Source organism: Armatimonadota bacterium (assembly GCA_031081585.1).
Lineage (GTDB): Bacteria > Sysuimicrobiota > Sysuimicrobiia > Sysuimicrobiales > Humicultoraceae > Geohabitans > Geohabitans tengchongensis.
In genome coordinates this window covers 1-13670 of sequence record JAVHLY010000046.1, presented here as the reverse complement: position 1 = coordinate 13670, position 13670 = coordinate 1, and the positions used below count along the sequence as shown (strand labels likewise).

At 74.8% G+C, this 13670-nt stretch carries 15 protein-coding genes; 12 read left to right on the top strand and 3 right to left on the bottom strand.

What is annotated here, in order from left to right:
- Position 1: 1 nt before the first annotated feature.
- The 3 genes from RB146_13225 to RB146_13215 are packed head-to-tail and all read right to left on the bottom strand — an operon-like array spanning position 2 to position 2960.
- Positions 2 to 1351 carry an MlaD family protein gene (locus tag RB146_13225; GenBank protein MDQ7829928.1) on the bottom strand — a complete coding sequence of 450 codons (1350 nt, stop codon included), beginning with the start codon at positions 1349 to 1351 and terminating at the stop codon, positions 2 to 4.
- Complete coding sequence (locus tag RB146_13220; protein MDQ7829927.1) at positions 1348 to 2148, bottom strand: ABC transporter ATP-binding protein; 801 nt, start codon at positions 2146 to 2148, stop codon at positions 1348 to 1350. The genes RB146_13225 and RB146_13220 overlap by 4 nt, the downstream gene beginning before the upstream one ends.
- 29 nt (positions 2149 to 2177) lie before the next feature.
- Positions 2178 to 2960, bottom strand: a complete 783-nt coding sequence (locus tag RB146_13215; GenBank protein MDQ7829926.1) for an ABC transporter permease — start codon at positions 2958 to 2960, stop codon at positions 2178 to 2180.
- A gap of 159 nt (positions 2961 to 3119) precedes the next feature.
- Here RB146_13215 and infC point away from each other — a divergent pair, with 159 nt between their 5' ends.
- The 12 genes from infC to RB146_13155 form a co-directional block, all read left to right on the top strand.
- Positions 3120 to 3707 (top strand): translation initiation factor IF-3, encoded by a 588-nt coding sequence (infC, locus tag RB146_13210; protein ID MDQ7829925.1) that lies wholly within the window; start codon positions 3120 to 3122, stop codon positions 3705 to 3707.
- Positions 3708 to 3727: 20 nt separating this feature from the next.
- Entirely contained in the window at positions 3728 to 3925 is a 198-nt protein-coding gene (gene rpmI, locus RB146_13205; GenBank protein MDQ7829924.1) for a 50S ribosomal protein L35, read from the top strand.
- Between the two features lie 30 nt (positions 3926 to 3955).
- The gene (rplT, locus tag RB146_13200) at positions 3956 to 4363 is read left to right on the top strand and encodes a 50S ribosomal protein L20 (protein ID MDQ7829923.1); all 408 of its coding nucleotides are present in this window, start codon (positions 3956 to 3958) and stop codon (positions 4361 to 4363) included.
- Positions 4364 to 4399: 36 nt separating this feature from the next.
- A complete protein-coding gene (locus RB146_13195) occupies positions 4400 to 5845 on the top strand; it encodes a TrkH family potassium uptake protein (GenBank protein ID MDQ7829922.1) in 1446 nt (481 codons plus the stop codon).
- Positions 5846 to 5872: 27 nt separating this feature from the next.
- A complete protein-coding gene (locus RB146_13190; protein ID MDQ7829921.1) occupies positions 5873 to 6523 on the top strand; it encodes a TrkA family potassium uptake protein in 651 nt (216 codons plus the stop codon).
- A 34-nt stretch (positions 6524 to 6557) separates the two neighbouring features.
- A complete protein-coding gene (locus tag RB146_13185; protein MDQ7829920.1) occupies positions 6558 to 7382 on the top strand; it encodes an RNA methyltransferase in 825 nt (274 codons plus the stop codon).
- Positions 7383 to 7491: 109 nt separating this feature from the next.
- Complete coding sequence (locus RB146_13180; GenBank protein ID MDQ7829919.1) at positions 7492 to 7647, top strand: hypothetical protein; 156 nt, start codon at positions 7492 to 7494, stop codon at positions 7645 to 7647.
- Positions 7648 to 8031: 384 nt separating this feature from the next.
- Positions 8032 to 9033 carry a phenylalanine--tRNA ligase subunit alpha gene (pheS, locus tag RB146_13175; GenBank protein MDQ7829918.1) on the top strand — a complete coding sequence of 334 codons (1002 nt, stop codon included), beginning with the start codon at positions 8032 to 8034 and terminating at the stop codon, positions 9031 to 9033.
- Positions 9034 to 9045: 12 nt separating this feature from the next.
- Positions 9046 to 11154 (top strand): phenylalanine--tRNA ligase subunit beta, encoded by a 2109-nt coding sequence (gene pheT / locus RB146_13170; GenBank protein ID MDQ7829917.1) that lies wholly within the window; start codon positions 9046 to 9048, stop codon positions 11152 to 11154.
- A gap of 89 nt (positions 11155 to 11243) precedes the next feature.
- Positions 11244 to 11750, top strand: a complete 507-nt coding sequence (locus RB146_13165; protein MDQ7829916.1) for a CvpA family protein — start codon at positions 11244 to 11246, stop codon at positions 11748 to 11750.
- A gap of 2 nt (positions 11751 to 11752) precedes the next feature.
- On the top strand, positions 11753 to 13462 hold the full coding sequence (gene polX, locus RB146_13160; protein MDQ7829915.1) for a DNA polymerase/3'-5' exonuclease PolX: 1710 nt from the start codon (positions 11753 to 11755) through the stop codon (positions 13460 to 13462).
- Positions 13463 to 13472: 10 nt separating this feature from the next.
- Positions 13473 to 13670, top strand: a 198-nt coding sequence (locus tag RB146_13155) for a hypothetical protein (protein MDQ7829914.1), incomplete at its 3' end; no start/stop codon positions are given.

Here is a 13670-nt window from a genome sequence, read left to right as displayed (position 1 = left end):
GCTAGAAGGTGAAGCCGACCCCCACCAGCAGCGACGGCTGGCGCAGGACGTTGCGCGCGCCGAGCGACAGCCGCCACCCCGGGGTCACCTGGTAGCGCGCCACCAGGTCGAGGGTCGGCTGGTTGACGTTGTAGAGATCCAGGCCCATCCCCACCGCCGGGCCCAGGCGGTAGTCGAGGCCCACGCCCACCTGGGAGTCGAAGACGCCGGCGCGCCAGGCCAGGTCGGTGGAGAGGCGTTGCCCCACCTGCAGGACGAGACCGTTGGTGCCGCCGATGTCGTGCAGCCCCAGCCGGTAGAAGCGGGGCGCGTCGGGGAAGACCGCCAGCGTGAGGCCGTGCCCGGCGCGGGGCCCCCCGACCCACACGTCGTACTCCACCCGCGCCAGCGTGTGGACCGTGAGGGGCCCCTCGGGCAGGGCGCCCCCCACCCGCTCGACCACGCCGCTCACCCGCTGCACCACCGCCCCGGCCCGCCGCACCACCTCGCGCGCCTCCTGCACTGTGGCGCGCGCCTCGTCCAGCGTGCGCTGCGCGGTGCGGGCGGTCTGGGGGTTCACCACGCGCTGCAGGTCCGCGGCCATCTGCTCGGCCCGCCGGCTGGTGCGGCGGGCGGCGGCGGCGGTCTCCCGGATGTCCCGGGCGAGCTGCCCGTCGCCGGTGGTCTGGCGTACGAAGGCCTGGAGGGCCTCCGCGGTGGCGGCCAGGGTGGCGCTCATGCGGCGCAGGTCGCCCGCCGCCAGCGTCACGTCGCGCGCCACCAGCCCTTCCAGGCGGCGGGTGGTGCGCTCCACCGACTCCGCCGCGCGGCGGGCGGCTCCGGTGGCCGCCTCGGCGCTGCGCAGCGTGGCCTGCAGCTGGGCGCGCAGCGCCGGATCCCCCACCAGGCTGTTGAGGTGGTCGAGGAGGGTCTGGGCGCGGTCGGCCAGGTCCTCGACCCGCCGCGCCACGCCCTCCACCGTGAAGGGCTCCTCCCCCTGCACCTCGATGCCGGCCGGCAGGCTCGGCGCGCCGGGCGGGCCCGGGGTGATCTGCACGAAGCGGTCCCCGAGGAACCCGGTCATGGCGATCTGGAAGCGCGACCCTTCGGGGATGCGCACGCCGCGCTCGACGAGGATGGTGACGCGTGCCTGGTTGGTGGGGTCGAGGTCGGTGCGCACCACCCGGCCGACGGTGACCCCGGCCATGCGCACCGGGGCGCCCACCTCGATGCCGGCGGCGTTCTGGAAGATGATGCTCAGCGCCGTCCCCCGCGGCCGGATGACGTCCTGCTCGCGCAGGAAGAGCACGAGCCCGAGCAGCAGGATGAAGGCCAGCACCGTGGCCAGCCCGACGCGGGCCTCCGGGCTCATCGCCGCACCACCGCCGCCGGCGGGATCACCTGCGCCCGCAACCCCAGGAAGCTCTGGACCTCCGGCCGCGGGTCGGCCGCCACCGCCGGCGGCGGCCCCACCGCCACCAGGCGCCCCTCCCACAGCAGCGCCAGGCGGTCGCCCACCCCGAAGGCGGTCTCCAGGTCGTGGGTGACGATCACAGAGGTCACGGCCAGCTGCGCGCGCAGCCGGGCGATCAGCGCGTCGACGGCGCGCGCGGTGAGCGGGTCGAGCCCGCCGGTGGGCTCGTCGTAGAGGATGAGCTCGGGGTCCAGGGCGAGCGCCCGGGCGATCCCCACGCGCTTGCGCATGCCGCCGCTGAGTTCGGCGGGGAGGCGGTCCTCCACCCCTTCCAGGTCGACCAGCCGCAGCTTGGCTGCGACGATGCGGCGGATCTCCTCCTCGGCCAGGCGGCGGTGGCGGCGCAGCGGGAAGGCGACGTTCTCGCCCACCGTCAGCGAGTCGAAGAGCGCCGCCGACTGGAAGACCACCCCGATGCGGGTCCGCAGGCGGTCCCAGGTGGCCTCGTCGGCGTCGTGCACCGGCAGGCCCCACAGGACGATCTCGCCGGCGTCGGGGCGGAGCAGGCCCACCAGGTGCTTGAGCAGGACGCTCTTGCCCGCCCCGCTCGGTCCCATGATGACGAAGCTCTCCCCCTCGTGCACCGTGAAGGTCACGTCCCGCAGCGCCTCCACCCTCCCCAGGCGCTTGCTGAGGCCCCGCACCTGGAGGATCGCCTCGCCCGCCGCCGCTGGCCCGGTCCGCTGGTCCGCCATCGGCCCCGTCACCCTCGGGCCCGTCCCCCTCAGAAGAGCACCAGGTCGAGGAAGTAGTTGCACACCAGGATGAGGACGATGGCCGTGACCACGGCCCCGGTGGTGGCCCGCCCCACCCCTTCGGCGCCGCCGGCGGCGGCCAGGCCCCGGTAGGCGCCGATGAGGGCGATGATCACCCCGAAGGCGGCGGCTTTGCCCAGCCCGCTCACCAGGTCGTAGGCGTCGAGGAAGCGGCGCACCGAGGCCAGGTAGACGGGCGGGCTCACGCCTCCCGAGGCGGCGATGAGCAGGCCGCCCAGGAACCCGGCGGCGTTGGCGAAGACCGTCAGCACCGGCAGCATCACCAGCCCCGCCAGCAGGCGCGGCACGACCAGGTAGCGCACCGGGTCGGTGGCCAGGACGCGCAGGGCGTCGAGCTGCTCGGTGACGGCCATCGTCCCGATCTCCGCGGCGAAGCCCGCCCCGATGCGCCCGGCCACGGTGACGGCGGTGAAGACCGGCGCCGCCTCCCGCGCCAGGGAGAGGCTCACCAACCCGCCCACGAACCCCTGTCCGCCGAGCCGGATGAGCTGACGGGTGGTCTGGAAGGCGAGCACCATCCCGGAGAAGGCCCCCGTCACCAGGATGATGGGGATCGACTCCACCCCCACCCGGGCCATCTGCCGGACGGTCTGCGGCCACTCCAGCGTCCCCCGGCCGATCCAGCGCGCCGCGCGCCCCAGCAGCAGGGCGACGGCGCCGGTCTCGTGGAGGAGCTGGAGGGTCTGTCGGCCGAGCCGGTCCAGGGTCCCCTCCAGGCGAGCCTGTGCCATTGTCGTCCCGTCTTCAGGGCATTTCGGGCGCCCAGGGGGTTTTTCCCGCTGCGCTCGATTGACCCACCCCAGGGCCGATGCTATACTCCACCCGGTCTCGACCAGGGGTCGGGGTCGACCGTTGGGCGGCCTCTCGGCCGCTCTTGTCTATTCAGGGCCATGCCCGGAGACGGGGGCGGCGAGTCGCTCGTCGGGCGAGTTGTCTGTAATGTAAGTGGAGGGACGAGCCGCATCGACAAACAGCCAAGGGTCAACGAGCGCATCCGGGCCCGCGAAGTGCGGGTGATCGGCACGCAGGGTGAACAGCTCGGCATCATGTCGACGCAGGAGGCCCTCCGGCGCGCTCAGGAGGCGCAGCTCGACCTCGTCGAGGTGGCTCCCACCGCCAACCCGCCCGTAGTCAAGATCATGGACTACGGGCGCTACAAGTACGAGCAGGCCAAGCGGGACCGCGAGGCCCACCGCAAGCAGCGCGGCGGGGACCTGAAGGGCATGCGCATGAGCCCGAACATCGGGGAGCGGGACTTCGCGGTCAAGACGCGGCACGTGCATGAGTTCTTGAAGGAAGGACACAAGGTGCGCGTGGCCATGTGGTTCCGCGGCCGGCAGATGGCCCACCCCCGCGTGGGGGAGATGCTCCTGCGGCGGCTGGCCGAGTCGGTGGCCGACGTGGGCACCATCGAGAGCCAGCCGCGCCTGGAGGGGCGGAACATGATCATGGTCCTCTCCCCGCGGAAGTCGGGGTAGGCCGCACGGGACGCAGCGACATGCCCAGGGCGAAGACGCACCAGGGGACGGCCAAGCGGATCGGGCGCACCGGCACCGGCCGACTGACCCGCGGGCGCCAGCAGAGCGGCCACCTCATGGTCAAGAAGCGGCCCAAGCGCCGCCGCTCGCTGGGCCGGCGCGTGCCGGTCCACCCGGCCGACGAGGCCCGGGTGCGCCGGCTCCTGCCGGGAGCCTGACGGCCGGGGCGCTGCAGGAGTGAGGGACCGATGGCACGCGTGAAGCGCGGCGTGACGACGCGCCGCCGCCACAAGAAGATCCTGAAGCTGGCGCGCGGCTACTACGGGGCCAAGTCCCGCTGGTTCCGGGTGGCCCACCAGTACGTCATGCGGGCGCTGGCCCGGGCCTACCGCGACCGGCGCCTGCGCAAGCGGGACTTCCGGCGCCTGTGGATCCTGCGCATCAACGCGGCCGCCCGCCAGGAGGGGCTGCCCTACGGGCGGTTCATCGCCGGGCTGCGTCGCGCCGGGGTGGCGGTGAACCGCAAGGTCCTGGCCGAGCTGGCCACCACCGACCGGGCCGCCTTTGCCGCGCTGGTGGCCCGCGCGCGCGCCGCCGAGGCGAGCCCCCCCGACGGGGCCGTCCCGGCCGCCTCCAGGGAGGGGAGCGACCGCTAGCGGCCGGGCCCGGGCCGGGGGCCCAGGGGGACGGCCATGGCGCACCCCTCCACCGGTTCTCCGCCCACCCCACCGCCGGCCGGATCGTCCACGGCCACCGCCCCGGGCGCCGGCCGCCTCCCCTGGGAGCGCTGGCCGGGGTTCCGCCCCCGCCCCCTGCTGGCCCGGATCACCCTCTCCCCGGCGCAGACCATCCTGGTCGGCTTCGCCGGGCTCATCCTCGTCGGCACCGTGCTGCTCATGCTCCCGGCGGCCACCGAGGACGGCCGCCCCACCCCCGCCCTGGACGCGCTCTTCACCGCCACCTCCGCCACCTGCGTGACCGGCCTGGTGATCTACGACACCGCCGACCACTGGTCCACCTTCGGGGAGCTGGTCATCCTCGGCCTCATCCAGCTCGGCGGCTTCGGCTACATGACCTCCACCATCCTCTTCGCCCTGCTGCTGGGGCGGCGCATCGGCCTGCGCGAGCGCGTCCTGCTCCAGGAGAGCGTGAGCTACGGGCAGCTCGGGGGGGTGGTGCGCTTCACGCGCACCCTCATCCTGGTCACCCTGGCCATCGAGGGGGCGGGGGCGCTCCTGCTGGCGGCCCGCTGGATCCCCACCGAGGGGCTGGGCCGCGGGCTGTACTGGGGGGTCTTCCACGCCGTCTCCGCCTTCAACAACGCCGGCTTCGACCTGCTGGGGGGCTTCCGCAGCCTGACCCCCTACGTCACCGACGTCCCGGTCAACCTGACGCTGGCCGCGCTCATCGTCCTCGGCGGGCTGGGCTTCGGCGTGCTGCAGGACGTGACCAACCGGGACCGGCGGCTGGCCCTGCACACGCGCATCGTGCTGGCCACCACCGCCGCCCTGCTGGCCGCCGGGACCGCCGCGGTGCTGCTCTTCGAGTTCGCCAACCCCCACACCCTGGGGCCGCTCAGCTGGCCCGGCAAGGTCCTGGCCGCCTTCTTCCAGAGCGTCACCCCGCGCACGGCCGGGTTCAACACGGTGGCCATCGGCCAGCTCTACGACCCCACGCTCATGCTCATCATCGTTCTGATGTTCATCGGCGGCTCGCCCGGCGGCACCGCCGGCGGGATCCACACCACCACCTTCGTGGCCCCGATGGCGGTGATCCTGGCCATGCTGCGCGGCCACCCCGACCCGGTGCTCTTCCGCCGCCGGCTGCCGCCGGTGATCGTCTACAAGGCGGTGACCATCGCGCTGCTGAGCGTGGCCTTCGTCGTCTCCATGTCCATCCTGCTGAGCCTGGTGCAGCGGGTGGACTTCCTGCCGGCGCTCTTCGAGGTGGTCTCCGGCTTCGGCACGGTGGGGCTCTCCACCGGCCTGACCCCGCAGCTGACCGCCGCCGGCAAGGGCATCATCATCCTGACCGTCTACACCGGCCGGGTGGGGCTGCTAACGCTGGCCTTCGGGCTGACGCGCCGCCAGCGGCGGCTGCCCTTCCGCTACCCGGAGGAGCCCGTCTACGTCGGCTGAGGCGGGGCCGAGGGGAGGGAGGAGAGGATGGGCGACTTCGCCGTGATCGGCATCGGACGGTTCGGCAGCAGCGTCGCCCGCACGCTCTACGACCTGGGGCACAACGTGCTGGCCATCGACAAGGACGAGGAGCGCCTGCGCGCCGTGCAGGACCACGTCACCCACGTGGTGCAGGCCGACTCCACCGACGCCGAGGCGCTGCGGGCGGTGGGGGTGACGAACTTCGACGCCGTCGTGGTGGCCATCGGCGCCAACATCCAGGAGTCGATCCTCACCACGCTCCTGCTGAAGGAGCTGGGGTGTCGGCGGGTCATCGCCAAGGCCGGGAGCGAGACGCAGGGCCGGGTGCTGGAGAAGGTGGGCGCGGACGTGGTGATCTTCCCCGAGCGGGACATGGGCGTGCGGGTGGCCCGCCAGCTGGCCTCGCCCAACGTCATCGACTACTTCGCCCTGGCCCCCAACCTGCGCGTGGAGGAGGTCCAGGTCACCGAGCGTCTGGCCGGGCGCACCCTCGGGGAGCTCAACCTGCCGGGGCGGTTCGGGGTGAACGTGCTGCTCGTCCGCCGCGACCAGCAGATGCTCATCGCCCCGGCCCCCGACCAGCGCCTGCTGCAGGGGGACGTGCTCGTCGTGGTCGGCGAGAACACGAGCCTGAGCCGGATGGAGCGGGCGCTGTGACCGGCCCGGGCGCCGTGGTGGCGACCCCGTCCGGGTGATCACCTCCACCCGCCACCCGCTCGTCCGCGCGCTGCGCCGCCTGCACGAGCGGCGCGGGCGCGCCGCCGCCGGGCAGTTCCTGGTGGACGGGGTGCGGCTGGTGGAGGAGGCCCTGGCCGCCGCGCGCGTCGAGCGCGTGCTCCTGGCCGAGGACGCCGGAGCGCGCGCCCGGGCGGTGGCGGACGCCGCCACCGCTCGCGGCATCCCCGTGACCCTGGTGGCGCCGCACGTGCTGGCGGCGGCCAGCGGCGTGGAGACCCCGCAGGGGATCCTGGCGGTGGTGCGCCTGCCTCCGCCGCCGCCCCCCGACGTCCTCGACCGCCCCGACCTCCTGCTGGTGGTGGCGGACCGCCTCCAGGATCCCGGCAACACCGGGACCCTCATCCGCGTGGCCGACGCGGCCGGTGCCCACGCCGTGGCGCTGCTGCGGGGCGGCGCCGACCCCTACCACCCCAAGGTCGTGCGCGGGACCATGGGGTCCCTCTTCCACCTGCCGGTGCTCCAGGCCGACGGTCCGGCGCTGGTGGAGGCGCTGCGCCGCCGCGGCGTGCGCGTGGTGGTCCTCGACCCCGAGGGCGCGGTGGCGTTCCGCGAGGCCGACTACCGCCGGCCGCTCGCCCTGGTGGTGGGGAACGAGGGGGCGGGGGTGGATCCGCTGTGGCGGGCGCAGGCGGCGCAGGTGGTGCGCGTGCCGATCTACGGCCGGGCGGAGTCGCTGAACGCGGCGGTGGCGGCGGCCCTCGTCCTCTACGAGGCGGCGGCCCGCGCCCCTGGACCGGCCCGCGCCCCTGGACCGGGCCGCGACCCGCCGGGCCGGTGAGGGCGGGCGCGCCGGGCCGGGCGCGCAGGACGCCTCCTACGAGCGGGCGCGCCGAGGCGCGCGCACTGCGTCCTGCGGGCGGGCGCGCGTTGTCAGTGCCGGGGGCCCGGTGTATACTAGCGCCACCATCGAGGTGCACGGCGCGCGGATGACCTGGTCGTCTGAGGTGTTCTGGCGCATCTTCGAGTCCACCGGGTCGATCTGGGCCTACCTGGCCTACCGGCGCCTGCTGCGCGGGCTCGTGGCCGAGCTCTCGCTGAACTGATTCGGCGAGGCTGCACCAGCCAGGCGATGCGGGAGAGAGTACGGCCGGGTCCCTGACGGCCGCCGGGGAGCCGCCGGGCGCGCGGACAGGCGTCTGTCCGGGCCCGGGGCGGAGAGAGCGGAGGTCGCGCCCGCCGCAGCCCGGGCTGTGGCCGGGCCGGGTGGAAGCCTCCGCGGCGGTCCCGGCCGGAAGTTCCCTCCCAAGCCGCGGGGTGAAGCGGTGCCGCGTACCCGGCGCCGTGGGTAGTCCCGCCGGGGCTCCACCGTGACCGGAGCAACGAGGTGTCCGCCGGCCGGTGCGCCGGCGGGAAGCGGGTGGTACCGCGGAAGCGCGCGCTTTCGTCCCTGGACGGAAGCGCGATCGTTGTTTCTGGGGGGTCGTTGCGTGCGTGAGGTCCGTGACCTGATGGAGACCATCGCGGCGCTGCGCGCGCGCGCCGAGCGCGAGATCGCCGCCGCGTCCGACCCGGAGGCGCTGGAGGCGGTGCGCCGGGCCTACCTGGGGCGGCGCGGGCAGCTGGCCGAATGCTTCCGTCGGCTGCCGGCCCTCCCGGAGGCGGAGCGCCGGGCCGCCGGGGAGGCGCTCAACACCGCGCGGGCGGCGCTGGAGGCGGCGCTGACCGCCCGGGCGGCGGCGCTGGGGCAGGAGGCGCTGGCGCGCCGGCTGGCGGCGGAGCGCCTGGACGTCACGCTGCCGGGGCGGCGCCCGCGGCTCGGCCGTCCCCACATCCTGCGGGCCGCCCTGGAGGAGGCGCGCGACATCTTCGTGCGCATGGGCTTCGACGTCGTGGAGGGCCCCGAGGTGGAGAGCGAGGCGTTCAACTTCGAGCGCCTGAACATCCCCGCCGACCACCCGGCCCGCGACGAGCAGGACTCCTTCTACCTCACCGACCGCCTGCTGCTGCGCACCCAGTGCACGGCGGTGGACGCGCGCGTGATGCCGCAGCGCCGGCCGCCCATGCGCGTCGTCACGCTGGGGCGGTGCTACCGGCGCGACCCCGTGGACGCCACCCACATGCCGGTCTTCCACCAGATCGACGGCTTCATGGTGGACGAGGGGGTGACCTTCGCCGACCTCAAGGGGGTGCTGGTGGCCTTCTGCCGCGAGCTCTTCGGGCCGCAGGCCCGCGTGCGCTTCCAGCCCTCCTATTTCCCCTTCACCGAACCCAGCGCGGAAGTGGCGGTGGCGTACGGGGACGGGTGGCTGGAACTGGGCGGGTGCGGGATGTTCCACCCGCGCGTGCTGGAGATGGCGGGGATCGACCCGGAGCGCTACACGGCCTTCGCCTTCGGCGGCTTCGCCGACCGCACCGTGCTGGTGCGCTTCGGCATTCCCGACCTGCGCCTCTTCTGGGAGAACGACCTGCGCCTGCTGGGGCAGTTCTGAGGTTCTGCCGCCATGCGCGTCCCCTACACCTGGCTGCGCGAGCTCGTGCCGCTGACCGACCCCCCGGAGGCGCTGATGGACCGGCTGGCGCTGCTCGGCTTCGGGCACGCGCCGGTGGAGACCCATGACGGCGAGCCGGTGCTGGTGCTGGAGGTGGCCAGCAACCGCCCCGACCTGCTGGGGCTCGTGGGGATCGCCCGCGAGGTGGCGGCGGCGCTGCGCGTGGAGCCCACGCTGCCGGCCGTCCCCGACCTCCCCCTGGCCGAGGGGGGCGCCGAGGTGGACGTCACGGTGGAGGTGCCGGACCGCTGCCCGCGCTTCACCGCGCACGTCATCACCGGCGTGCGCGTGCGGCCCTCGCCGCCGTGGATGGTGCGGCGCCTGGAGGCGGCGGGAGTGCGCGCCATCAACACCGTCGTGGACGTGACCAACTACGTGATGCTGGAGCAGGGCCAGCCCATGCACGCCTTCGACCTGGACCGGCTGGCCGGCCCCCGCATCGTCGTCCGCCTGGCCCGGCCGGGGGAGCGCCTGGTCACGCTGGACGGCGTGGAGCGGACGCTGCCGGCGGGGGCGGTCGTGGTGGCGGACGCCGAGCGCGCCGTGGGGCTGGCCGGGATCATGGGCGGGCTGGAGACCGAGATCACGCCCGACACCCGCGCCGTGCTGCTCGAGGCCGCCAGCTGGCACGCCCCCGCCATCCGGCGCACGGCGCGCGCGCTGGGGCTGCGCACCGAGTCCTCCGCCCGCTTCGAACGGCGGGTCGACCCGCGCCTCGTGCTGGACGCGGCGCGGCGGGCCGCCGCGTTGCTCTGTGAGGTGGCGGGTGGGGAGGTGCGCGCCGTCCTCGACGTCTACCCGCGCCCGCCCCGGGTCGTGCCCATCGTGCTGCGGCTGGCCCGCATCCCCCGCCTGCTCGGCATCGCGCCGCCGCGCGAGGGGGTGGTGGCGATCTTCCGCCGGCTGGGATGCACGCTGGAGGTCCGGGGGGACGTCCTGCGGGTCACCCCGCCGCCGGGGCGCATCGACCTGGAGCGCGAGGAAGACCTCATCGAGGAGGTGGCGCGCCACCACGGCTACGACCGCATCCCCGAGACGCTGCCGGTGGGTCCGACCCGACCCGGCAGCTACCCGCCGGAGGTGCGGCGGGAGGCGCGGGTGCGCGACCTGCTCATCCGGGCCGGCCTCAGCGAGGCGCTGACGCTCTCGCTGATCTCGCCGGAGGTCTTCGACCGGCTCCACCTGCCCCCCGACGACCCGGCCCGCGCCGCCGTGCCCCTCCTCAACCCCCTCATGGCCGACCTCACCCACTTGCGCACGATGGTCGTCCCGGGACTGCTGGAGGCGGTGCGCGTGAACCGCTCCCGCGGGGTGGAGGCGATCCACCTCTTCGAGATCGGGCGGGTCTTCCGCCTCCGGGACCGCAACGCCGCCAGCGGCGCGGGTGGGGCCGGCGGATCGGACGACGGGGGCATCGAGGAGCGGCGCGCGCTCGGCGTGGTGATGGCGGGACCGCTGCGCCAGGGGTGGAACGAGCCGCCCCAGCAGGCGGGCGTCACCTTCTTCGACCTGAAGGGGGTGCTGGAGGCGGTGGCCGAAGAGCTGGGCCTGGCGGCGCGCGTGGAGCCCTCGCAGGCCGCCTGGCTCCACCCCGGCCGCACCGCCCGGCTCGTGCTGCAGACCCCGGACGGGCCGCAGCCGGTGGGTGTGCTGGGCGAGCTCCACCCGGCGGTGGCGGCGGCCTGGGACCTGCACGGGCCGGTCTACGCCGCCGAGGTGGACCTGGACGCCCTCCTCCCTCACGTGCGCGAGCGGCCGGTCTACCTGGCGCCCCCGCGCCTGCCGGCGGTGGAGCGCGACCTGGCGGTGGTGGTGGAGGAGGGCGTCCCGCACGCCGTCCTCGCCGAGGTGATCCGCCGGGCCGCCGGGCCCTACCTGGAGCGGGCGGAGCTCTTCGACGTCTACACCGGGCCGCCGGTGCCGCCGGGCCACCGCAGCCTGGCCTTCCGGCTGCGCTTCCGCGCGCCCGACCGCACCCTGACCGCCGAGGAGGCGGAAGCGGCGGTACGCGCCGTCGCCGAGGCGCTGGCCGGCCAGTTCGGCGCCCGGCCGCGCACCTGACCCGCGCCTGTCGCTGCCCCGCGCGGCGTGGACTAGAGTGGAGGCGGAGGAGACCGTCGCACCCGACGTCGGACACCAGGGGTGTCGCCATGACCTGGATCGACTGGCTGACTGTGGCCTTCCTGCTGCTGGGAGTCATCCAGGGGGTCCTGCGCGGTTGGCCGTCGGCGCTGCTCGGCGCCCTGATCGCCGTGCTCGCGTTCATCGGGGCCGCCGCGCTGCTGCCGCTCTACGCCGAGGGCGTGGCTTCCCTGCCGCTGGAGGCGGCGTGGGCGCGCACCATCGCGTTTGGGATCGTGCTGCTCGGCCTGTACACCATCCTCAGCCTAGTGGCCAACGCCGTGGTGGGCACGGCCCGGCGCCCGCGGGTGGAGGGGCAGCTCGCCGGAGCGCTGCTGGGCCTGGTGCGCGGCGCGGCCGTGGCTCTCGTCGTGGTGGGCCTGCTGGCCGCCACGCCCAGGGGCGAGGCCTTCACCCGCGACATCCGCGCCTCCCGGCTGGGCGCGCCGCTGCTGCAGGCCCAGCGCCAGCTCATGCGCGCCATCCACCAGGCCATCCCGGCCATCCCGCCCGTCGGCCCCGACCGCCGCCTCTAGCCGTGCGCAACCTCGAGCTGGCCCGGATCTTCAGCGAGATGGCGGACATGCTGGAGATCCAGCAGGAGTCCATCTTCCGCGTGGCCGCCTACCGCCGCGCGGCCCGCGCCCTGGAGTCCCTGGCCGAGGACGTGGCCGAGGCGCTGGCGCGCGGGGAGAAGATCCCGGGCGTGGGCGAGTCCATCGCGCAGAAGATCCAGGAGTACCTGCAGACCGGCCGCATCGCCGCCTACGAGGAGCTGCGGGCCAAGCTCCCCGCCGGCATCACCGAGCTGATGCGCGTGCCGGAGGTGGGGCCCAAGACCGCCCTGCTGCTCTACGAGCGGCTGGGCATCCGGACCCTGGACGAGCTGGAGCGGGCCTGCCGGGAGGGACGGGTGCGCACGCTGCCGCGCATGGGGGCGAAGACCGAGGCGAACATCCTGAAGGGCCTGGAGCTCCTGCGGCGCAGCGCCGCCCGCCACCCGCTGGGCACGGTGCTGCCGCACGCCAAGGCCATCGAGGAGGCGCTGCGGGCGCTGCCCGAGGTGCAGCAGCTCAGCCTGGCCGGCTCCATCCGCCGCTACCGGGAGACCATCGGGGACATCGACCTGCTGGTGACGAGCCGCCACCCCGCCCGGGTGATGGAGGTCTTCACGACGCTGCCCCAGGTGGAGCGGGTGCTGGCCCGGGGGACGACGAAGTCGAGCGTGCTGCTGCGGGAGGGGATCCAGGCCGACCTGCGGGTGGTCCAGCCGCGGGCTTTCGGCGCCGCCCTGCAGTACTTCACCGGCAGCAAGGAGCACAACGTGAAGCTGCGCGAGCGCGCCGTGCGCCGCGGGCTGAAGCTCAACGAGTACGGCGTCTTCCGGGTGAAGGACGAGCGCCTGGTGGCCGGGCGCACCGAGGAGGAGGTCTACGCCGCCGTGGGGCTGCCCTGGATCCCGCCGGAGGTGCGCGAGGACCAGGGAGAGATCGAGCTGGCCGAGCAGGGGCGGTTGCCCCGGCTGGTGGAGCTCGGGGACATCCGCGGCGACCTGCAGATGCACACCACCTGGAGCGACGGCTCCGACTCGGCGGAGACCATGGCCAAGACGGCCAAGGCGCGCGGGTACGAGTACATCGCCATCACCGACCACTCCCAGTCCCTGAAGTTCGCCGGCGGGGTGACGGTGGAGGAGCTGCGGGAGCACGCCCGGCGCGTCCGCCGCCTGGAGGACCGGGTGGGGATCGCCATCCTCATGGGCACCGAGTGCGAGATCCTCCCCGACGGCCGGCTGGACTACCCCGACGAGGTGCTGGCCGACCTGGACCTGGTGGTGGCGGCGGTGCACTCGCACTTCCGGATGAGCGAGGAGGAGATGACGCGCCGGATCATCCGGGCCATGGAGAGCCCGCACGTGGACATCATCGGCCACCCCACCGGACGGCTGCTGGGGCAGCGGGAGTCCTACCAGGCCAACGTGGAGCGGCTCGTCGAGGCGGCCCGCCGCACCCGCACGGTGCTGGAGATCAACGCCGCCCCCGAGCGCCTGGACCTGCGCGACAGCCACGCGCGGCTGGCCGCCGAGGCCGGGGTGCGGCTGGCCATCAACACCGACGCCCACACCCGCCACCAGCTGCGCTACATGGAGTTCGGCGTGGGGACGGCGCGCCGCGGCTGGGTGGAACCGCGCCACGTCATCAACACGCTGCCGCTGGGCGAGCTGCGCGCCTTCCTCCACGAGCGGTGAGGTGACCGCCGTGGGCATCCCGGCCTCCGGTCCCCGCTCCCCGCGCCCGCCGGCGCCGTCCTCCCCTGCCGCGCCGCGCGCCGCCGACGCCCTGCCGCGCCGCCTGGCCCCGCTCGACCGCGCGTTCTTCGCCCGGGAGACGGTGGTCGTGGCGCGCGACCTGCTCGGCCATCTCCTGGTGCACGCGACGCCGCAGGGGCGCCTAGTG